20 protein-coding genes and 1 tRNA gene are annotated in these 21,094 nt (G+C 64.8%); 15 read left to right on the top strand and 6 right to left on the bottom strand.

From position 1 onward, the window contains the following. Nucleotides 1-13: 13 nt before the first annotated feature. A complete protein-coding gene (gene pgsA, locus LDN95_RS07245) occupies nucleotides 14-607 on the bottom strand; it encodes a CDP-diacylglycerol--glycerol-3-phosphate 3-phosphatidyltransferase (RefSeq protein WP_226016989.1) in 594 nt (197 codons plus the stop codon). 166 nt (nucleotides 608-773) lie between these two features. Here pgsA and LDN95_RS07250 point away from each other — a divergent pair, with 166 nt between their 5' ends. Beyond that, nucleotides 774-2,174, top strand: a complete 1,401-nt coding sequence (locus tag LDN95_RS07250) for an MFS transporter (RefSeq protein ID WP_226017094.1) — start codon at nucleotides 774-776, stop codon at nucleotides 2,172-2,174. Between the two features lie 16 nt (nucleotides 2,175-2,190). On the opposite strand, the gene LDN95_RS07255 is transcribed toward LDN95_RS07250, so the two are convergent. Together LDN95_RS07255 and LDN95_RS07260 are read right to left on the bottom strand one after the other, a co-directional pair. Beyond that, nucleotides 2,191-2,475: a hypothetical protein gene (locus LDN95_RS07255; protein WP_226016990.1), complete on the bottom strand. Its 285-nt coding sequence runs from the start codon at nucleotides 2,473-2,475 to the stop codon at nucleotides 2,191-2,193. Between the two features lie 159 nt (nucleotides 2,476-2,634). Beyond that, nucleotides 2,635-3,081 (bottom strand): EVE domain-containing protein, encoded by a 447-nt coding sequence (locus LDN95_RS07260; protein ID WP_226016991.1) that lies wholly within the window; start codon nucleotides 3,079-3,081, stop codon nucleotides 2,635-2,637. Nucleotides 3,082-3,170: 89 nt separating this feature from the next. Here LDN95_RS07260 and LDN95_RS07265 point away from each other — a divergent pair, with 89 nt between their 5' ends. Beyond that, entirely contained in the window at nucleotides 3,171-4,109 is a 939-nt protein-coding gene (locus LDN95_RS07265; RefSeq protein ID WP_226016992.1) for an isopenicillin N synthase family oxygenase, read from the top strand. Nucleotides 4,110-4,118: 9 nt separating this feature from the next. Here LDN95_RS07265 and LDN95_RS07270 read toward each other — a convergent pair whose 3' ends face one another. The 3 genes from LDN95_RS07270 to LDN95_RS07280 all read right to left on the bottom strand — a co-directional run bounded on the left by LDN95_RS07270 (nucleotide 4,119) and on the right by LDN95_RS07280 (nucleotide 5,486). Further along, complete coding sequence (locus LDN95_RS07270; protein ID WP_226016993.1) at nucleotides 4,119-4,865, bottom strand: enoyl-CoA hydratase/isomerase family protein; 747 nt, start codon at nucleotides 4,863-4,865, stop codon at nucleotides 4,119-4,121. A gap of 61 nt (nucleotides 4,866-4,926) precedes the next feature. Then, a tRNA-Ala gene (locus tag LDN95_RS07275) sits at nucleotides 4,927-5,002 on the bottom strand. A gap of 166 nt (nucleotides 5,003-5,168) precedes the next feature. Further along, nucleotides 5,169-5,486: an FYDLN acid domain-containing protein gene (locus tag LDN95_RS07280; RefSeq protein WP_226016994.1), complete on the bottom strand. Its 318-nt coding sequence runs from the start codon at nucleotides 5,484-5,486 to the stop codon at nucleotides 5,169-5,171. Between the two features lie 225 nt (nucleotides 5,487-5,711). Between LDN95_RS07280 and aroA the strand changes: the two genes are divergently transcribed. The 13 genes from aroA to LDN95_RS07345 all read left to right on the top strand — a co-directional run bounded on the left by aroA (nucleotide 5,712) and on the right by LDN95_RS07345 (nucleotide 21,086). Continuing rightward, nucleotides 5,712-7,073: a 3-phosphoshikimate 1-carboxyvinyltransferase gene (gene aroA / locus LDN95_RS07285; protein WP_226016995.1), complete on the top strand. Its 1,362-nt coding sequence runs from the start codon at nucleotides 5,712-5,714 to the stop codon at nucleotides 7,071-7,073. After that, the gene (locus tag LDN95_RS07290; RefSeq protein WP_226016996.1) at nucleotides 7,070-7,702 is read left to right on the top strand and encodes a (d)CMP kinase; all 633 of its coding nucleotides are present in this window, start codon (nucleotides 7,070-7,072) and stop codon (nucleotides 7,700-7,702) included. Before aroA ends, LDN95_RS07290 begins: the two co-directional genes overlap by 4 nt. A 93-nt stretch (nucleotides 7,703-7,795) precedes the next feature. Beyond that, on the top strand, nucleotides 7,796-8,242 hold the full coding sequence (locus LDN95_RS07295) for a PilZ domain-containing protein (protein WP_226016997.1): 447 nt from the start codon (nucleotides 7,796-7,798) through the stop codon (nucleotides 8,240-8,242). Nucleotides 8,243-8,392: 150 nt separating this feature from the next. Continuing rightward, the gene (locus LDN95_RS07300; RefSeq protein ID WP_226016998.1) at nucleotides 8,393-9,541 is read left to right on the top strand and encodes an acyltransferase family protein; all 1,149 of its coding nucleotides are present in this window, start codon (nucleotides 8,393-8,395) and stop codon (nucleotides 9,539-9,541) included. A 171-nt stretch (nucleotides 9,542-9,712) separates the two neighbouring features. Beyond that, the gene (gene rpsF / locus LDN95_RS07305) at nucleotides 9,713-10,075 is read left to right on the top strand and encodes a 30S ribosomal protein S6 (protein WP_226016999.1); all 363 of its coding nucleotides are present in this window, start codon (nucleotides 9,713-9,715) and stop codon (nucleotides 10,073-10,075) included. A gap of 3 nt (nucleotides 10,076-10,078) precedes the next feature. After that, nucleotides 10,079-10,303 (top strand): 30S ribosomal protein S18, encoded by a 225-nt coding sequence (rpsR, locus tag LDN95_RS07310; RefSeq protein WP_226017000.1) that lies wholly within the window; start codon nucleotides 10,079-10,081, stop codon nucleotides 10,301-10,303. Between the two features lie 12 nt (nucleotides 10,304-10,315). After that, nucleotides 10,316-10,915, top strand: coding sequence for a 50S ribosomal protein L9 (rplI, locus tag LDN95_RS07315; protein WP_226017001.1), 600 nt, complete (start codon nucleotides 10,316-10,318; stop codon nucleotides 10,913-10,915). Nucleotides 10,916-11,083: 168 nt separating this feature from the next. Further along, nucleotides 11,084-13,390 carry a penicillin acylase family protein gene (locus LDN95_RS07320; RefSeq protein ID WP_226017002.1) on the top strand — a complete coding sequence of 769 codons (2,307 nt, stop codon included), beginning with the start codon at nucleotides 11,084-11,086 and terminating at the stop codon, nucleotides 13,388-13,390. A gap of 26 nt (nucleotides 13,391-13,416) precedes the next feature. Further along, on the top strand, nucleotides 13,417-15,600 hold the full coding sequence (locus tag LDN95_RS07325) for a penicillin acylase family protein (RefSeq protein ID WP_226017003.1): 2,184 nt from the start codon (nucleotides 13,417-13,419) through the stop codon (nucleotides 15,598-15,600). Between the two features lie 785 nt (nucleotides 15,601-16,385). After that, complete coding sequence (locus LDN95_RS07330) at nucleotides 16,386-17,912, top strand: AMP nucleosidase (protein ID WP_370631666.1); 1,527 nt, start codon at nucleotides 16,386-16,388, stop codon at nucleotides 17,910-17,912. 103 nt (nucleotides 17,913-18,015) lie between these two features. After that, nucleotides 18,016-18,465, top strand: coding sequence for a MarR family winged helix-turn-helix transcriptional regulator (locus tag LDN95_RS07335; RefSeq protein WP_226017005.1), 450 nt, complete (start codon nucleotides 18,016-18,018; stop codon nucleotides 18,463-18,465). Continuing rightward, nucleotides 18,458-19,528, top strand: a complete 1,071-nt coding sequence (locus LDN95_RS07340; RefSeq protein ID WP_226017006.1) for an HlyD family secretion protein — start codon at nucleotides 18,458-18,460, stop codon at nucleotides 19,526-19,528. Before LDN95_RS07335 ends, LDN95_RS07340 begins: the two co-directional genes overlap by 8 nt. Before the next feature lie 4 nt (nucleotides 19,529-19,532). Continuing rightward, nucleotides 19,533-21,086, top strand: a complete 1,554-nt coding sequence (locus LDN95_RS07345; protein WP_226017007.1) for a DHA2 family efflux MFS transporter permease subunit — start codon at nucleotides 19,533-19,535, stop codon at nucleotides 21,084-21,086. Nucleotides 21,087-21,094 lie beyond the last annotated feature (8 nt).

A 21,094-nucleotide genomic window follows, 5' to 3' on the forward strand; every position in this document is an offset into this window, starting at 1 on the left:
GATCGCAGCCGTTTCAATCCATGTGCTTGAGGCCGACCCGCAGATAGTCCCAGCCGGTGATGCAAGTCAGCACCGCCGCGCCCCACAGCGTGAACAGGCCGATGGTGTGCGGTACGTTGGCATCGATCCCGCCGAGGTTCACGATCCAACCGGGCGTCGCATTGCCAAGGATGAGCGCGCCGAGCGAGATCATCTGGAAGGTGGTTTTCCACTTGGCCAGCCGTGATACCGGCACCGATACCTGCAATCCGCCCAGAAACTCGCGCAAGCCCGACACCGCGATCTCGCGCACAAGGATGACCAGTCCGGCCACCACGTGCAGATCACCGACATAAGGCCCGGTCAGCACGCCTTGCGCGGTCAGCACCAGAATCACCGCCGCGATCATGATCTTGTCGGCAATCGGATCGAGGAACACGCCGAGTTTGCTCACCGTGCCTTGCGCGCGCGCGACATAACCGTCGAAATAATCGGTCAGTCCCATCAGGCAATAAAGCGCGAAGGCCACGCCATAGGCGAACGGATAGCCGGGCCACCACAGCAGCGCGGCCAGAACCGGCACGGCGAAGATCCGCGAGAGCGTGAGCAAGTTGGGCAAAGTCAGCATCAGCCCAAGCGTAACGCCGGAATGCGGCAAGTTCAAATCGGCAGTTGCAGCGCCGGCGCCCGGTTGTCGCTTTGGTCTTGTGCGCGCAACGGCGCGGCACGTCCCCCCTTGCCCGCTTCGCCCACCACGCTAAGGGTCGGGCGCAATGAGGATGCCGGACACCGGAATGACCACGACCACACACCTGATCCATCAACGCCGGTTCTTGCCGCTGTTCGTCACCCAGTTGCTGGGCGCTTTCAACGACAACCTCTACAAGAACGCCATGGTGCTGTTCGTGGTGTACAGCATCTACAACTCCGAAGCGCAGGAAGGCCGGTTTTCCGCCATCGCCTCCGCGGCGTTCATCATCCCGTTCGTGGTGTTCTCGGCGTTGTCGGGCCAGTTGGCCGACTTGCGCGACAAGGCGCGGATCATCCGCATCGTCAAGACTTGCGAGATCGGCATCATGCTGGTGGGCGCCTGCGGCCTGCTGCTGGCGTGGCGGCGGGTCGAGGTGGATGCCGTAGCCATCCCGCTGATGCTCGCCGCGCTGTTCGCGATGGGGCTGCATTCCACCTTCTTCGGGCCGATCAAGTACGCCATCCTGCCCCAGCACCTGCAGGAAGACGAAGTGCTGGCGGGCACCGGACTGGTCGAGGCGGGCACTTACATCGCCATTCTGGCCGGAACGATCGTGGCAGGCTGGATTCCTGTCGAAGCCGCTGCGGTAGTGGTCGTGCTGACCGCGCTGGTCGGCTTTGTCGCCGGACGGCAAGTGCCACCGGCTCCGCCTTCGGAATGCGGGCGCGCCCTTGAATTCCCGCTGCTGCGACCCGTGTTCGCACGCATTTCCAGCCCGGTCGCACGGACCTTGATCTTCGTACCGGTGTTCCTGGCCGATCAGGGCTGGTCGGCTTGGCGGCTCGTGAGCAACACCATGCGTTTCCGCCCGGTGTTCCTCGCGATCATGGCGATCAGCTTCTTCTGGACCGTCGGCGCGGTACTGTTCATCCAGTTCCCGCCGCTGGCCAAGAACGTGCTGGGCGCCAGCAAGGAAGTGGCCAGCCTGTTCCTCGTGGTGTTCTCGATCGGCATCGCGATCGGTTCGGTCCTGATCAACCGGCTGCTGAAGGGCAAAGTTTCAGCGCGCTATTCCCCTGCCAGCGTCATCGTGATGGGCCTGTTCGTCGTGGCGTTCCACTTGGTGTGCAAGGCGTGGGTGCTTCCGACCGACCGTGTGCTGATGGGTGCTGCGACATTTATCGGTCATCCGCTCGCGGTGCCATTGCTGCTCAGCCTGCTGGGCATCGCCATTTCGGGCGGCATGTTCGTGGTCCCGCTCTATGCGTTTCTGACCACCATCGTCGACAAGTCGGAAACCGCGCGCACGATTGCGGCCAACAACATCGTCAATTCGGCCGCAATGGCGCTGGGTTCGGCGCTGGCGGTCACCCTGAGCAGGTGGCACGTGTCGATCGTCAACCAGGTGCTGCTAAGCGGCGCGATGTGTCTGGTTTCAGCGCTGCTCGGCTACCTGCTCTATCGCGCCGAACGGCACCACGAACTCAGCATCCACCACGGTTGACGCGGGTACCAGCCGATCAGGCGATGAACGCCATCAGCGCGACAAAGCAAGCGCAATAGGCGAGCAGAAAGTCTTTCGCATCCTGCAAGGTCAGACGCTGCCAGTCGACCGGATCGGAACGCAGTTTCCTGCGTTCGATGGCGGCTGCGACTTCCGGCTCAAGAACCGGCAGCGGAGCGCGCACGTGGGCGGGCAGCTTGGCGCGAAACGGGTGGCGCGGGCCGGACTTGCGGCAACCGAACGCTGCAACCTTGCCGGATGCGGCTGGAACTGCAGAGGAAGAGATCGAGCGAAAATCCATCTCGATCCTGTTAACGATTTGTTTACCATTATGACAGGCTGCAAAGCCCGGTTTCGGCGCACAGTTCCGCGCTGGGACAAGTAAGCGGTTGCCTCGATTTTGGTTCGGAAATTACCCCGGACAATCAACGTGGGTTATGGCCACTGCTCCAGCGAAAGTTCAGACCGGGCCCCCCGCCATGTCCAGAATCAGCGCCCATTCGTCGGGCCGCACCGCGCCGACCGACAGGCGCGACAGGCGAATCAGGTCCATCTGCGCCAACGCCTCGGTCGCCTTGATTTCCGCCAGCGTGACCGGCCGCAACAGCTTTGCCACCGGCTTGACCTTTACCGCCGCCCATTTGCCCTCGGGGTCGGTCGGGTCGATCAGGCCGGGCACGCTGATGGTCGCCACCGCCACCACCGCCTTGCCGATGTTGGAATGATAGAAGAACGCCAGGTCGCCCGCCGCCATCGACCGCAAGTTGCGCGCGGCCAGATGGTTGCGCACCCCGTCCCAAGTGCCCTCACCCTCGGCCACCAGATCGTCATAGCTGTAGACATCGGGTTCGGACTTCATCAGCCACAACTGGCGCCCGGCCACATCCATCACGTCGATTTTGCTCATGAATCCCTCGGCAAATGGCGCTAAGGCCGGTTCTGCAAACGCCTTTGCGGCGCAATCTCCCCCGGTGCAATACCCCTCGCAGGAACCTTATGCCCTCAACCTCCTTGCCGGTGCTCTCGCTCGCCAGTGATCCTGCCACGCTGGCCGAAGACCTTGGCCGCAGCTTCAGCACTTTTGGCTTCGCGATGGTGCGCGACCACGGGCTCGACCCCGCGCTGGTGGCGCGCGCGTGGGAATTGACGCAGGCGTTCTTCGCCTTGCCAGATGCGGAAAAGCGCGGCTACCACATGCCCGGACAAGGCGGCGCGCGTGGTTATACCCCGTTCCGCACCGAAATCGCCAAGGGCGCCAAAGTCAGCGATCTCAAGGAGTTCTGGCACATCGGGCGCGAGCTGCCGGCAGGGCATCCGCTACTGGGGCCTTCAATGCCGGCCAACATCTGGCCCGATCTGCCCGCCGACTTCCGCGCGACTTTCACCGCGCTTTATGCCGAATTCGAACGGGTTGGTGCCATGCTGCTGGCGCGCATCGCGGTGTGGCTGGGCCTGCCGCAAGACTGGTTCGCTCCCGCCATCGCTGACGGTAATTCGGTGCTGCGGCTGCTGCACTATCCGCCCGTGCCCGATGCAGACGACGGCGCGATCCGGGCAGGAGCGCACGAGGACATCAACCTGATCACCTTGCTGCTTGGTGCCGAGGAAGCCGGGCTCGAACTGCTGACCCGCGAAGGGGAATGGCTGGAACTGGCCCCGCCCGAAGGCGCGCTGGTGATCAACATCGGCGACATGCTGCAACGCCTGACCAACCACGTACTGCCATCGACCACCCACCGGGTCCGCAACCCTCGCGGCGAACGCGCCGGTTTCAGCCGCTATTCGATGCCGTACTTCCTGCATTTGCGCAGCGATTTCCGCATCGAGACGCTGCCCGGCTGCATCACTCCGGACAACCCCGATCGCTATCCGGCAGCGATCACCGCCGACGATTACTTGCAGGAACGGTTGCGCGAGATCGGCCTGAGGGCCTGATCCGGCCGATCAGAACGAAGGAGGGCGCCGCGCAGCAAAGGCGGCCAGCCCTTCGGCGAAGTCAGCCCCGGCAAAGGCCGCCTCGAACGCGTGATCGAACGCCGGGTGGTGTCCGGCGGCGCCGTGGCGCACCATCGCCTTCAGGCTGGCCACGCTCGACGGCGCATTGGCGATGATCTGGCAGGCAAGGTCGTGTGTGGCAGCGGCTGCATCGTCGGCCACAAGCTCGACCAGCCCGATGCGCGCCGCTTCGTCCGCATCGACCCGCCCTGCGCCGTATAGCAGCCGCGCGGCCTGTCCCGGTCCGACCAGCGCGACCAGACGCGCAACGTCCTCCTGCGGGTAGGTGATGCCAAGTTTTGCCGGGGTGATCGCCAGCACCGCACGCGGCCCGGCAATGCGAATGTCGCAAGCGAGCGCCAATGCTACGCCTGCACCAAAGCAATCGCCCTCGATCTGCGCCAATGTGGCGATCGGCAGCGCGGCCAGCGGTTCGAGCGCGGCGCGCATCGCCTGCCGGAAGGATTCGCGTTCGTGCGGGTGTTCAGCCAGTCGCGCGATCTGGCGCAAATTCGACCCGGCGCAAAAACCACCTTCGGCGGTTCCGCACACGATCAGCGCACGCGCGCCCGACCACGCCACACGCGCCACCGCATCGGCCAGCGCCGCCCAACCGGCCATGTCGAGCGCATTGCGCGTTGCCGCAGAAGCAAGCGTGATACGCGCCAGCGCGCCGTCAAAGCTGAGATCGATCAAGGAAAGTCTCCCACCCTGCAAGGGCTCTGAAAGCAAGCTGGCGGGGGAGAGAGATGGAAACTGGTGGAGCCTAGCGGGATCGAACCGCTGACCTCCTGCATGCCATGCAGGCGCTCTCCCAGCTGAGCTAAGGCCCCACTCTGTTTCCGACGGTGCCCTGGGAGGCGACCGTTTCCGGCGGTGTCCGCCGCCGGGAGCCGGGCCATTATGCGAGGCCCGCACCGCTGGCAAGACAAAAAATCTGCCCCGTCCAATTTTTCCGCGAGGCCCGACCGAAACCGGCCGGGCCCGCGCAAAACGGCATCAGACTTCTTCGTCCTCGCCGTCATGACCGGGCACGCCCAGATCATCGTCGCCGCCAAGGTCGACATCGTTGTCGGGCGAATCGCCGTCATCATCGATGTCCAGATCCTCGTCCGCCAGATCCACGTCAGGATCGGCGACAACCTTTTCCTTCTGGATCTCTTCATACGGGATCGGCTGCTTCGACTTCAGCACGGGCTCGGGAATCCAAGCGTACTTGCACTCGACGCAGGTGACCGGATCGGAGTTGCCGAGATCGTAAAAGCGCGTGCCGCACTTCGGGCAGCTGTGCTTGGCGCCCCATTCAGGCTTGACCATGAATATTCCTCAAGTCTGGCCCGACCGACCGGGACGGCCGACGGGCGCGAAAATCGCAGAAAGTTGATGGTGCCGCACCCCGACGAAATCAAGGAAGGCGTGGAATCAACCGAAGGCGCGCGCCTTGCCATAGGCGCACGGCGCTGTCAAAAGCCGCGCGCTTTTAGCTGCCTTACCCCATGACCCTTCTTGCTCATCGCAACCGATCAGAAAGTACCCGGACCCTTGTCGTCACATGCAACCGCAACCGCCCGCCCGCGCCGCTTCGTTGCCACCGGGCCGCTGATCGGCCGCATTCGCGTACCCGGCGACAAGTCGATCAGCCACCGCTCGATCATGCTCGGCGCGCTGGCGGTCGGCACCACCCGTGTGACGGGGCTGCTTGAAGGAGAGGACGTGCTGGCCACCGCCGCCGCGATGCGGGCCATGGGCGCCACGATCGAGCGCCACGACAGCGGGGAATGGGCGATCGAGGGCGTCGGCGTCGGTGGACTGCTGCAACCGGCGGGCGCGCTCGACATGGGCAATTCGGGCACTTCCACGCGCCTGCTGATGGGATTGGTCGCCAGCCACCCGATCACCGCCTGCTTCACCGGCGATGCCAGCCTGTCGAAGCGCCCGATGGGGCGGGTGATCGAGCCATTGTCGCAAGTCGGCGCGCAATTCACCGCCTATCCCGGCGGGCGGTTGCCGTTGATCGTTACCGGTGCCGCCGTGCCAGTGCCGATCAGCTACCGCCTGCCGGTCGCCTCGGCTCAGGTGAAAAGCGCGGTATTGCTGGCCGGACTCAACACGCCGGGTACCACCACCGTGATCGAGCCGGTGCCCACGCGTGATCATTCCGAACGCATGTTGCGCGGCTTTGGCGCGGACCTGAGCGTCGAAATCGACACCGATGGCGCCCGCGTTATCCGCCTGAACGGCCGTGCTGAGCTGCGCCCGCAAGTGATCGAGGTGCCGGGCGATCCCTCGTCCGCCGCGTTCTTCGTCGTGGCGGCGCTGCTGGTACCGGGATCGGACCTGGTGGTCGAGAACGTCGGGCTCAACCCCACGCGCGCGGCGCTGTTCGACGTGCTGCGGCTGATGGGTGGGCAGATCGTGGAGCTGAACCGGCGCGAAGTCGGCGGCGAGCCGGTGGCCGACCTGCATGTGCGCCACTCCGCGCTGACCGGGATAGAAGTCGATCCAGCGGTTGTGCCGAGCATGGTCGACGAGTTTCCGGTGCTGTTCGTCGCCGCCGCGCTCGCCTCGGGCCGCACCGTCACCCGCGGTCTTGAAGAATTGCGCGTCAAGGAGTCCGACCGGATCAGCGCGATGCGCGCCGCGCTCGAGCTTGCCGGTGCGCGCGTGACCGAGACCGAGGACGGCCTGATCATCGATGGCACCTGCGGCGATCTGCTGCGCGGGGCCAACAATGCGCCGGTCACGACCCACCTCGACCACCGCATCGCGATGAGCATGGCGGTGGCCGGGCTGGCCAGTCGCGGCGGGGTCGAAGTGGACGACACGCGCCCCATCGCCACCAGCTTTCCGGTGTTCGAGACGCTGCTGGAACAGCTTGGCGCCATCGCCGGGCCGAACGCGTGATCATCGCCGTCGATGGCCCGACCGCTTCGGGCAAAGGCACCATCGCACGCGCGCTGGCCGCGCATTTCGGCGTGCCACACCTTGATACCGGGCTGCTTTACCGCGCGGTCGGGTTTGCAGTGGCACAGGCCTGCGGCAATCCCGATGACCCGGCCGATGCAGTTGCCGCAACCGGTTTTGCCGACAGCCTGCTTGATGATCCGGCACTGCGGTCGGAAAGCTGCGGCGGGCTGGCCAGCCGGGTATCGGTGCACCCCGAAGTGCGCGCCGCGTTGCTCGACCGCCAACGCGCTTTTGCCACGCAACCGGGCGGCGCAGTGCTGGACGGGCGCGACATCGGCACCGTCATCGCCCCGCAGGCGCAGGCCAAGCTGTTCGTCACCGCCAGCGTCGCGGCCCGCGCGCTGCGTCGTCATGCCGAAATGCGCGGGCGTGGCGAAGATGTGACGCGCGCGGCGATCGAGGCAGACCTAGCCGCTCGCGATGCCCGCGATGCAGCCCGCGCCACCGCGCCTTTGTGTCAGGCCCCGGACGCGGTTCTGCTCGACACCTCGGACCTGTCGCTGGATGCGGCGGTCGATGCGGCAATCGCGCTTGTCGAAGCGCGCCTTGCCGCGCATCACGCTTAGGCACAAACGCGTAAGGCCCGCAGAAAGCCCTGAAAAGGGCCGCATGTTAACCGTCCTCCACTGGCGAAGCGACTGCCAGCGGAAGGCCCGAACATGCGGACACAAAGCCCCGAACCCCAGCCTGCAGGCTCGTTTCACGGCATCGCCGATGGTGCGCGCCGGGCGCCACGCGTCGGCGTGGAACTGCCGGTGAGGGGCAAGGCGGGGCTGATGCGGTCAACCTTTCTGCTGACCGATCTGACCCCCCAGGGCGCGCGGATCGGGGGCATCGGCATCCAACGGGTGGGCGAGCCGATCACCCTGCTCCTGCCCGGCGCGGCGCGCCCGACCATCGCGTTCGTGATCTGGGCGAATCCCAGCACCGCCGGGCTGGAATTTCTCGATCCGCTCGATGAAGAGCTGTTTGCCTCGCTCGTTGCCGATTACGCGATCGGGCAAGCGCCACTTTTGCGACAGGAAGCAGCCCCGGTTCAGCCTGCGCACAGGCTGCGCGAGGTAGTGGAGCCGATCCCGAAGCAGGCCCAGCGGTTCGCCGCCTGAGCGCTGCGCCCCGTCGTCAGGAGGCAACAATGGACTTTACCGCGCGCCATCCGCAGCGTAACGGCGAGGCGCCGCGGATCGGACGCGCTTGCGCAGCCGGTCATCGCCCAGAAATTGCGAAGACCTGACCTTGCACAAAGCTGCGCTGGCGTGAACCGCCTGCACCATCTTGACGCCGCACGGGCCCTGTTCCTGCTGCTGGGCATTCCGTTCCACGTGGCCACCACCGCGATCATGATCCTGTCGCCCGAAGCGCCGGGGTTCCGGGAAGCGCCCGCAATCGCGCTCAGCCTGTCGCTGATCCACACGTTCCGGATGTCGGCGTTCTTCATGCTGTCTGGTTTTTTTGCCGCGATGGTGCGGGAAAAGCGCGGCCAAGGCCCGTGGTTTGCCGACCGCCTTATCCGGGTCGGCGTGCCGCTGGTGGCGAGCGTGGCCAGCCTTGCGGTAATCCAGTACCACCTCAAGGTCGGCCTCTCCGAACAGTGGGCGGGCGGCTTTCACGGGTTGCCGCTGGCGTTCGAACACTTGTGGTTCCTGATCGTGCTGCTGCTGTTCGTCTGCACGTTTTCGCTGTTCCCGCTGCGCTGGCGCTCGGCTGGCGCGCCGTGGCGCAACGCATTGGCGCTGCGCGGCTGGCGGGCACTGGGCCTGATCCTTGGCCTTGCGCTGTGGGGCGCACTGCTGGCGGGTGCCGCCTATGGGCTGGAACTGCAGGACAACGAGGCAGTGTTCGACCAGCAATTGCTGATCCGCTATCTACAATATGCCCCCGCCTTCGGACTGGGTGCGCTGGCATGGCACTGGCGGATGGGCGAACACGTGTTCAACCTGCCGCTGCGCCGGACCCTGCCGCTGGCGCTGCCGTTCGTGGCACTGCATGTCTGGCTCGACCCGATGGCACGACCGGCGTTCGGCCTGCCGATGGACATCGATCCGATGTGGCGGCTGGTCGACGGCGTGGCCAGTCAGGTGGCGGGCATTCTTGCCTCGCTGGTGGCGTTCGGCGTGCTTGCCCGGCTGGCCTCGCGCCCAAGCAAAGTCGTCGCCTTCCTCGTCGACGGCGCGATGGCGATCTACCTGTTCCACATGACCTGGGCGATGATTGCGATCACGCTGATGGCGCGCCTGCTGCCCACCTCGCCCATGCCGGTGGTACAGTGGCTGGTCATCTCGGGTCTGGTGCTGCTGGCATCGGCCGGGTGTTACCTGCTGGTGCGGCGCAATACGCTGCTGGCGTTGGCGTTCTGCGGCATACGCCCGCAACGCGGCGGAGCGACCCGCCCGGCGCGCGCTTGATGCCCCGCACCGCGCGACAACTGAGACAGCGGGCTTGCATCTGCGGCCAGATCGGCTAAGGGCCCCGCTTCCCCGCTGGCTTTGCCGTCGGGGACTCGAAGAAAGCCGGAGGGGCCCCGCAATCCCGCGGATCAGCCAGCGATCGGTTAGATTGAAAAGGACGCATGAAGCATGCCGCTATACGAGCATGTGTTTCTGGCGCGCCAGGATCTGAGCCAGGCTCAGGTCGATGTGCTTGCTGCCACTGCCACCGAAATCGTTGAAACCAACAACGGCAAAGTCACCAAGACCGAGTCGTGGGGTCTGCGTTCGCTGGCGTACAAGATCCAGAAGAACCGCAAGGCGCACTTCGTGCTGCTCAACATCGACGCCCCTGCGGGCGTGGTGGCCGAGCTTGAGCGCCAGACGGCGATCAACGAAGATGTCATCCGTTTCCTCACCGTGCGCGTCGATGAACACGAAGCCGGCCCTTCGGTGATGGTGCGCAAGAACGATCGCGAGCGCAGCCGCCGCCGCGAGCGCGAAGGGGAATAAGCAATGGCCCGTCCGTTTTTCCGCCGCCGCAAGAGCTGCCCGTTCTCGGGCAAGAACGCTCCGAAGATCGACTATAAGGACGTGCGTCTGCTGCAGGGCTTCATGTCCGAGCGTGGCAAGATCGTTCCCAGCCGCATCACCGCCGTTTCGGCAAAGAAGCAGCGCGAGCTGAGCCAGGCGATCAAGCGCGCCCGGCACGTCGGCCTGCTTCCCTACCTCGTCAAGTAAGGAGCGCCAGACATGCAGATCATCCTGCTCGAGCGCATCGAGAAGCTGGGCGGAATTGGCGATGAAGTGACCGTCAAGGACGGTTACGCACGCAACTTCCTGCTGCCCAACAAGAAGGCGCTGCGCGCCAACAACGCCAACCGTCAGGTCTTCGAAGCCAACCGCGCGCGCATCGAAGCCGAAAACGCGGCCCGCCGCGAAGACGCCAAGGTCGAATCGGGCAACGTCGAAGGCCGCGAAGTCGTCCTGATCCGTGCCTCGTCCAACGCTGGCCAGCTTTACGGTTCGGTGTCGGTGCGCGACATCTCCGACGCACTGGTCGAACAGGGCGCCAAGGTGAACAAGTCCATGGTCGTGCTGGAACGCCCGATCAAGACGCTGGGCGTCTATGACGTTCGCGTTGCGCTGCACCCGGAAGTGTCGGTGACGGTCAAGGTCAACGTGGCCCGCTCGCCCGACGAAGCCGAACTGCAGTCGAAGGGCGTCAACGTCATCGACGCGATGTTCGACACCGAAGTCGGCGGCTTCACCGAAGCTTACGATCCCAATGCGGAACCGGGCGAAATCCCGACCGACCTGCTCGACGACGATTCGGCCGAAGCCGAAGCCTGATCGAACGGTCTGTTCGCAGATGAAACGGGGCGCTTCCGCAAGGAGGCGCCCTTTTTCGTATCCACCCCGGCCGGATCGCGCAAATCCGCGCCTTGCATTTGCAATCGTCAAGTTACCGGCGATCCGATCCTCTTGCCGTAATCCGGCCCCTGCGCCATGACTGAGCATATGGGGAAAACGTCAGGGCATTCACCGGTGCGCAATCGCCGCAGGACTTGGGTCTTTGCCGGACTTGCCGCATTGCTCGCAGGGTCGGCCGGCATTGCCATCGCGGTCGTGCCCAGCAGGCCGACACCTGCGCCGAATCCACCGGCCACAGCCGCCCCAGCCAAACCAGCGCCCACCCCCGTCAACGCCGCGCGTGCCAATGCCGCCAAGGCGCGCAGTGCCGCGGCGCAAGCGCCGGTCTCGGTGCTGATCCGCCGCGATGACTGGGGCATCGCCCACGTCTCGGGCAAGACCGACGCCGATGCGGTCTACGGCCTTGCCTATGCGCAGGCCGAGGATGATTTCCCGCGGCTTGAAAACAACTATATCGTCAGCCTAGGGCGTCTGGCCGAAGCCGACGGGGAAAAGGCGATCTGGCAGGATCTGCGCCAACGGCTGTTCGTCGATCCGGATCGGTTGAAGGCCGACTATGCCCGCGCGCCGGTTTGGCTGCGCACGCTGATGCAGGCATGGGCGGCCGGATTGAACGCCTATCTGGCCGACCATCCGCAAGTGAAGCCGCGCGTGATCCGCTCGTTCGAACCGTGGATGGCGCTGGCGTTCACCGAGGGCAGCATCGAGAACGACTTCTTCCGTGCGCCGTTGACGCAACTGCAGGCGTTCTATGGCGGCGAGAAGCTGGCGATGACCGCCGATGAGCGCGGGTTGACCAACCGCGAACCGATGGGTTCGAACAGCATGGCGATCGCTCCGTCGCGCACCCGCGATGGCCATGCGCTGTTGCTGATCAACCCGCATACGCCGTTCTTCTTTCGGTCAGAGGCGCAGATCACCAGCGCCACCGGGCTCAACGCCTATGGCGCGGTCACCTGGGGGCAGTTCTTCGTCTATCAGGGGTTCAATCCGCAGGCCGGGTGGGCGATCACCGTCTCAGGCGCCGACAATGTCGATGAATTTGCCGAAACCGTGGTGCCGTTGCCGTTGGGCGGCATGGGCTATCGCTTCGGCAAGGAGGTGCGCCCGTTGACCCAGCGCCCGGTGACGCTGAGCTGGCGCAAACCCGATGGCACGCTGGCCAGCCGCCGCTTTCTCACATGGGCCAGCCACCATGGACCGATCGTACGCGACGATGGCGGCAAGTGGATCGCGCTGGCGGTGCACAACAATCCGCTGGCCAGCCTGCAGCAAAGCTGGCTGCGAATGAAAGTCCGCAACATCGCGGACTTTCAGAAGGTCGAGTCATTCCGCGCCAACGCCACCGTCAACACCGCCTTTGCCGACAGCAAGGGTGAGATCGGGTTCTTCCTGCCACAGTTCGTGGCCAAGCGGTCCGACGCGTTCGACCGGCGGGCGCCGGTGGACGGCAGCAATCCGGCGGCCGACTGGCAGGGCCCGACCGAGCTTGCCGCGATCCCGCACGTCATCAACCCGGCCAGTGGCTGGGTCTACAACAGCAACAACGAACCGTGGGGATCGGCGGGCAAGAACAGCCCGAACAAGGCCGCATTCCCGCGCTATATGGATCAGGTCGGCACCAATCCGCGCGCAACGCATGCCGAATGGCTGCTCAATCGCCCGGTCAAGTTCACGCTCGATGGGCTGGTGCGCGCGGCCTATGATTCGTGGTTGCCAGCGTTTGACCGGCTGTTGCCGCCGTTGTTCGCCGCCGACAAGGCCGCTCCCGATCCCGCCCATGACGCGGCGATCGCGCTGCTGCGCGGCTGGGACCGGCGTTGGGGCCTCGATTCGACCGCCACCAGCCTGGCGGTGTTCTGGGGTGAGGCGCTGTGGGCCAAAGGGGCAGCCGCCGCCCAGCGCGATCGCATTACCATGTGGGAATGGATGGAAAAGCGCGCCACGCCCGAACAGCGGCTTGCCGCGCTGGACGAGGCGCTTGCCCGCTTGAAGGGCGACTTCGGCGACTGGCGGGTTCCGTGGAGCGAGATCAACCGCTTCCAGCGCAACGATGGCGCACTCAACCAGACGTACAGCGACTTGCGGCCATCGACGCCGATCCCGTTCACCAGCGTGCAATGGGGCTCGCTCGCCGCATTCCGCGCGCAGCGCATGCCCGGCACCAAGCGCTACTACGGCTATCACGGCAACGGCTTTGTCGCGGTGGTCGAGTTCGGCCCCCGTGTCCGCGCCCGCGCGATCAGCGTCGGCGGCGCCAGCGGCGATCCGAAATCGCGGCACTTCACCGACCAGATCGACCGCTATGCCCATGGCGAATTGCGCCCGATCTATTTCTATCCCGACGATCTGGCTCGCCACACGACCTCTGCGCGCGTGCTGGTCCGCCATTGATGCCATCTGCCCGAAGGAACCCCGGCATGACCTTGCTCCGTCGCAGCCTTATGGCCCGTCTCGCCGCCCTGTCCGCCCTGCCTCTGCTGGCCCTGTGCGCCGCGCCAGCGCATGCAGTCAAGCCGACCGCTGCCGCCCCGCGCGCCGTCACCATCACCCGCGACGACTGGGGCATCGCCCACGTCCATGGCGCAACCGATGCCGATGCGATCTATGGCATGATCTATGCGCAGGCAGAGGACGACTTTCCCCGGATCGAGCGCAACTTCCTCGTCAATCTGGGGCGCCTGGCCGAAGCCGAGGGCGACGGCGCGGTGTGGCAGGACTTGCGCCAGCGGCTGTTCATCGACCCCGAGGGGCTCAAGGCCGACTATGCCAAAAGCCCGGTCTGGCTGCGCAAGCTGATGGATGCCTGGGCGGCCGGGCTCAACGCCTATCTGGCCGATCACCCGCAGACAAAGGCCAAAGTGCTGACCCGGTTCGAGCCGTGGATGGCGCTGAGCTTTTCCGAAGGCAGCATCGGCGGCGATATCGAGGAAGTGCCGCTGAGCCAGCTGGAAGCGTTCTATGGCAAGAAGCAGGTGGCGCTGACCATGGCCGAGCGCGGCTTGCTGTTCCGCGAACCGCAAGGGTCGAACGGCATGGCCATCGCCCCGGCGCTGACCAAGGACGGCCATGCGCTGCTGCTGATCAATCCGCACACCAGCTTCTTCTTCCGGTCGGAACAGCAAGTCAGCAGCGACACCGGGTTGAACGTCTATGGCGCGGCGACGTGGGGCCAGTTCTTCATCTATCAGGGCTTCAACGCGCAGGCCGGTTGGATGCACACCAGCAGCACCATCGACAACATCGACGAATTTGCCGAAACCGTACTGCCGCTGCCGACGGGCGGAACCGGCTATCGCTATGGCAAGGAATTGCGCCCGCTCACCGTCAAGCCCGTTACCTTGCAGGTGCGGCAGGCCGATGGCTCGCTGAAAACCCGGACCTTCACCACGTATGCCAGCCACCATGGGCCGATCACGCGCGCCGATGGCGACAAGTGGATCGCCACAGCGCTGATGAATCGTCCGGTCGCTGCGCTTCAGCAAAGCTTCCTGCGCACCAAGCAGACCGATCTGGCCGGTTTCCTGAAGGTGGCCGCGCTGCAGGCCAACAGTTCGAACAACACCCTGTTTGCCGACAGCAAGGGCGAGATCGCCTATCTCCACCCGCAATTCGTGCCGGTCCGCGATGGTCGCTTTGACTATACCAAGCCGGTCGATGGCAGCGATCCCGCCACCGACTGGAAGGGACTGCATCCGCTGTCCAGCCTGCCACAGGCCATAAATCCGAAGAACGGCTGGGTATTCAACACCAACAATGGCCCGTGGAGCGCGGCCGGGCCCGACAGTCCGCGCGCCGCCGACTTCCCGCGCTACATGGATCAGGTCGGTGAAAATCCGCGCGGGCCGCATGCGGTCAAGGTGTTGCAAGGCCGCAAGGATTTCACGCTCGATGAACTGATGCGCGCGGCCTACGATCCGTGGCTGCCAGCCTTCACCCGCCTGCTGCCCGGCCTGTTCGCTGCCGACGCCGCCGCGCCCGACGCTGCGCGTGCCGCCCCTATCGCGCTGCTGAAAAGCTGGAACCAGCGCAATGGCATCGCCTCGACCGCCACCAGCCTTGCGGTGTTCTGGGCCGAGGCGCTGTGGGCCAAGGGCGCCGCGGATGCCAAGGCGCAGGGCATTTCGGTCTACGACTGGATGGATGCCAAGGCCACGCCAGAACAGCGCCTCGCCGCTCTGGATGAAGCGGTGGCGCGGTTGCAGGCCGACTTTGGTACTTGGGCCGTCCCGTGGGGCGAAATCAACCGCTACCAGCGCAATGACGGCGCAATCGAGCAGACGTTCGATGACGCCAAGCCGAGCACGCCCATCGCCTTTGCCAGCGCGCAGTGGGGGGCCCTCGCCTCGTTCGGGGCCAAGCGCTATCCGGGCACGAAGCGCTATTACGGCACCAAGGGCAACAGCTTCGTCGCGGTGGTGGAATTCGGCCCGCAAGTGCGCGCCCGCGCCGTCAGCATCGGCGGCGAAAGCAACGACCCCGCCTCGCCCCACTTCGCCGATCAGGTCGACCGCTACGCCCACGGCAACTTGCGCCCGGTCTACTTCACCCCCGCCGATCTTGCCGGGCACATCAAGGGCACGCAGGTGCTGACGATCAAATAGGCCGCGTGGGTGATTTAGGGGGGTGGCCCAATGTGTTGGCGAGTGGCTGGAAGCGCCCACTTGCAGACATCGCGGTTCACCAAAAATCCAACCAGAACCTGACGTCGCCCCGTGCTTGACACGGGGCTTGGCTGCCTTTCGGCGTCGCCTCACGGCACCATCCCCGCTGGATACCACTGGTCCCGAAAATCCAGCCAGCCGCCCTTTTCCCTCGCTCCCACATGCCAAACGCGAGGCCGCAAGGAAAGCCCGGCCCCGTGTCAAGCACGGGGCGACGGACAAGGTGTTTGTAGAAATGTCCGCTAACCACCAATTCCCGCCGTCGTGCTGAGGTGGCGCAACGATTTTTCCCGGATGGCAGCAGCCGCAACAGTTGCGGACATTGCCGATGACTGACAAGGATTCAGGATGAACGTCTCGATAAGCTTGGCTTCATTTGCGCTGCTTGTAAGCGCCTCATCGTTGCCCGCTTCTCATGACGATGCACCGCTATACGTCGTATCGGTGACATTTGAGAGGGGCGAATGCTGGATTTGGACGGGAGATGTTGGTTTGACTGCCGCTCAGTTCCAAAGCGACTTGGAGGCCCGGTTCGACAAGAAGCGTGGAATTGTCATCACGCACGCTCCGGCCACGCCAACGAGATGTGTGCAATCAGCGCTAAACTCAGCAAGGCGTGCCGGATTCAAGATTGTGAAGGCTCAATCTCGACATGACGCAGGTCCGATAGGTCCTCCTTTGAACGGCAGCTAACCACCACATTCCGCCGTTTGATCGATCAATGGATTTGTCCGAACCGCCTCGCCCGATCCTTTCCGCTCCACTTCCGGGGCAACGCCTTTGCAGCGTCACCAAGGCGCGATAGAGTTCGGCGGATGGACGCCATTGCCACCATCCTCGCCGAACTCGCCCGCCTCTATGACCGCGCCGTGGCGCAGTTGCGCGCCGATATCGCCGCCTTTGCCGACAATGGCACGGTTCCGCCGGCATCGCGGCGGCGCGATGGGTCATATTGCTACCCCGAACTGCGCATCCGCCTGCCGGGCGATCCCGACAACGTGTCCACGGGCCGCGCCTTCGGGCGGCTTACCCAGCGCGGCAACTATGCCTGCACGGTGACGCGCCCGTCGCTCTACGCCGATTATCTGGGCGAACAGTTGCGGCTGATTCTTGAGGATTACGATGTCGGCGTCGAGGTCGCGCCATCGCGTCAGGAAATCCCGTTCCCCTATGTGCTCGACGGCGCCTATGGCGCACAAATCGGCAAAGTGCGGCCGCAGGATCTTGCCCGTCACTTTCCCACAACCGAACTGGCCCACATCGGGGATGAGATTGCCGATGCCGAATACATCGTCGGCGATGGCCCGTTCCCGCTCAGCCTGTTCGACGGGTTGCGCACCGATTTCAGCCTTGCCCGGCTGGCGCATTACACCGGCACCCGGCCCGAAGCGTTCCAGAAGTACATCCTGTTCACCAACTACCACCGCTATGTCGATGAATTCGTTGGCTGGGCCGGGAAGCAACTGGATGGGTCACGCTATGTCGCGCTGTCGGGCGCGGGCGGCATGGAGATCACCGAACGCACCGACGATGCCCGCGACCGCCTGTCCGACACCGCATGGCGGCGGCACCAGATGCCGGCCTATCACCTTGTCGCGCCCGACCGGTCGGGCATCACGCTGGTCAACATCGGCGTCGGCCCCAGCAACGCCAAGACCATCTGCGACCATCTGGCCGTGCTGCGCCCCGAAGCGTGGCTGATGATCGGCCACTGCGGCGGCCTGCGCCCCACCCAGCAGATCGGCGACTATGTGCTGGCACACGCCTATCTGCGCGACGATCACGTGCTCGATCCGGTACTGCCGCCTGAAATCCCCATCCCCGCCATCGCCGAAGTGCAGGTGGCCTTGCAGGCGGCGGCCGAAATGGTCAGCGGCACCGGCGGCGCCGACCTGAAAAAGCGCATGCGCACCGGCACCGTGGTGACAACCGACGATCGCAACTGGGAACTGCGCTATTCGCATTCGGCCAAGCGGCTGAACCTGTCGCGCGCGGTCGGCATCGACATGGAAAGCGCCACCATCGCCGCGCAAGGTTACCGCTTCCGCGTACCCTACGGAACCCTGCTATGCGTGTCCGACAAGCCGCTGCACGGCGAAATCAAGCTGCCGGGACAGGCCAACCGCTTTTATGAGGAAGCCATCGCCGCCCACCTCGAAATCGGCACGACCGCCTGCGAACTGCTCCGCCAGCAAGGCGCCCGTCTGCACAGCCGCAAGCTGCGCGCGTTTAACGAGCCGCCCTTCCGCTAACGCAGGGCGGTCGGACGGTAACGAGCCGCCTTGCGCCAATCCGGAATGACCGCAGTCGAGTCGTCAAATTGACTTTACCAAGCACTGCTATTATCGGCAGGACATGAATAACAACGTCGCCTTTCTGGCCACCGATGTCGGGCGGCTGTTCCGCAAGCGGTTCGACGTGGCCGCGCGCCAGCTCGGCGTCACTGGCCCGCAATGGCGCATGCTCGCCGCCATCCGGCGCACCCCCGGAACCAACCAGTGCGCGTTGGCGAGTTGGCTGGAGGTGGAGGCGATCACCGCCGGGCGTATGATCGACCGGCTGGAGAAAGTGGGCTTTGTCGAACGTCGCCACGATCCTGCCGACCGGCGCAAGTGGCGGTTGTTCCTGACCCCCGAATCCGAACGGCTGATGGAACGGTTGGCCGAATGCGCGACTGACGTGTTTGCCGACGCGCTGGTCGGGTTTGACGATACCGAGCATCAGCAAGTCCTTGCACTGTTGCAACGGCTGCGCGCGAACTTGTCCGATGAACCGATAACCGAAGCGAAACTGGCCCATGGCTGAAGCCGATCCCTTTCCCGCCAAGGATACGCCCGCCTTGCAAGCTGCCGCCGCCCATGTTCAGCGCACCCGTGCCCGCCGCAGCCGATTGGCGTTGATGGTGGCGGGTCCGATCATCGTGATCGGGATCGCTCTGTGGTACTGGTTCGGCCATCAAGGTGAGGTCGAGACCGACAACGCCTATCTGAAACAGGACATGGTTTCGGTGGCTGGCGAACTGACCGGCCTTGTCACATCGGTCAACGTCCGCGAGAACCAGCATGTGAATGCAGGCGACGTGCTGTTCACCATCGATCCGTCCAACTTCAAGGTCGCCATCGACCAGGCCGATGCCCAGATCGCCAACGCCCAATCGCGGATCATCGCGCTGCAGGCCGATGTCGGCGCCAACGCTGCCGATCTGGCCGGTGCGCGCGACGACGTGGCGCTGGCCGAAGCGAACTTCGCGCGCGCCAAGGCCTTGCTCGACCGGGGTTTCAACACCCGCGCCAACATGGATCAGGCGCAGCACGCCGTCGCCAGTGCGCGCGACCGACTGTTCTCGATCGAGGCCGAGGTGGAAAAAGCGCGCGCGCAGCTCGCTCAGGGCGCGCAAGTGCCGGGGGTTAACCCGGCCGTTGCTGCCGCACGCGCGTCGCGTGCCAAGGCCACGCTCGATCTGCACCGCACCGTGGTGCGAGCGCCCGCTGCGGGCATCGTCACGCAAGTTTCACGGCTGCAAGTCGGGCAGATGGTGTTCCCCGGGGTGCCGATGGCAACGGTCATGCGCGACGGCGGTACGCGGGTCGACGCCAACTTCAAGGAAACCGACCTCAACCATATGCGTGCAGGGCAGAAAGCCGACATTCGGCTCGATGCCTATCCCGGGTTGAAGCTGACAGGCCATGTCGATTCAATCGGAGCGGGCACGGGGTCCGAATTTTCGGTGCTGCCTGCACAGAACGCCACCGGCAACTGGGTCAAGGTGATCCAGCGCGTGCCGGTACGGATCGCCATCGACAGCAAGTCCGACCGGCCGCTGATCGCAGGGTTGAGCGCCACAGTAACGGTCCATGTCGGCAAATAGGGCCATGGCCGACACCGATGTTCCGGTGATCGTGTCGCGCAACCGGGCGCTGCTGCTGGTCGGCGCGATGGCGGCGATGATCATGCAGACGCTCGATACCACCATCGCCAACGTCGCGCTGCCGCACATGGCGGCTTCGCTGGGGGCGACGCAGGACACGATCACCTGGGTGCTGACCAGCTATGTGCTGGCCTCTGCCGTGGCGCTGCCTCTGGCTGGTTGGCTGGTCAACCGGGTGGGTCTGCGCCAGCTCATGCTCGGATCGGTCCTGCTGTTCACGGTCGCATCGATGCTGTGCGGTGCGGCGCAGAGCATCGAGCAGATGGTGCTGTTCCGCATCTTGCAGGGCCTTGCCGGAGCCTTTCTGGCGCCACTTGCGCAGACGATCACACTTGATTCCAGCACGCTGGCCGAACGCCCCCGGATGATGTCGATCTATACCCAAGGCGTTATGCTGGGGCCGATCTGCGGTCCGATCATCGGCGGTTTCCTGACCGACAACTACAACTGGCGCTGGGTGTTCTACGTCAACCTGCCGGTGGGGATCGGATGTTTCGCGCTGCTGCTGCTGTTTCTGCCCAAAACCCCGACCCAACCGCGCAAGATCGACCTATTCGGCTGGATTCTGGTGGCGCTGGCGGTGTCCGCAATGCAGTTGATCCTCGATCGCGGGCTGACCAAGGACTGGTTCGCGTCGGGCGAGATCGTGATCTACGCGATCATTGCCGCCAGTTGCGGCTGGATGGCCGTGATCCATCTGATAAGTAACGAGCACCCCCTGTTTCCGCTGGCGCTGTTCCGCGACCGCAACTTTACCGTCGGCCTTGGCTTCATGTTCCTGATCGGACTGGTGATGATGTCGGTCATGGCGCTGCTGCCCGGGCTGCTCCAACAGATCTATGGCTATACGCCGTTCCAGTCGGGGCTACTGTTATGTCCGCGCGGGGTAGGCATGCTGCTGTCGATCACGCTGTTCGGGCCGCTGATGGCCAGGGTCGATCCGCGCGCGCTGTTGACCATAGGCCTGTTGCTGATGGCGCTGTCGCTGTGGCTGATGACTGGCTGGTCGGTGGAAATGCCGCGCGAACCGATCATCATGACCGGCCTGATCCAGGGGGTGGGCATCAGCTTCACGTTCATGCCGATGAACCTGATCTCCTTTGCCACCCTTCCTTCAGCCTACCGTACCGATGGGTCGAGCCTCGGCAACCTGATGCGCAATCTGGGATCGTCGGTTGGCATTTCGGCCGCCTCGGTCATGCTGGCGCGCAATCTGCAGATCAACCATGCCGAGATCGGCGCCCACGTCACGCGGATGCTGGTGCCGTTCGATCTTGATCGCATCACCGCTTACGGTGGCGCGGCCGAAATGGCGCTGCGCGTGGTCGATGGCATGGTCAACCAGCAGGCCGCAATGGTCGCGTACATCGACGATTTCTTCGGCATGGCAATCGCCTGTGTAGCCGCAGTTCCGTTCCTGCTGCTGGTCAGGTGGCGCAAGCAGGCCACTGCCGGACCATCCTCGGCATCTGCCAGCGTGGCTGAGGCTGCGCACTGACAGCGATC

Origin of the sequence: Novosphingobium sp. FKTRR1, from assembly GCF_020404405.1 — a bacterium.
Classification (GTDB): Bacteria; Pseudomonadota; Alphaproteobacteria; order Sphingomonadales; family Sphingomonadaceae; genus Novosphingobium.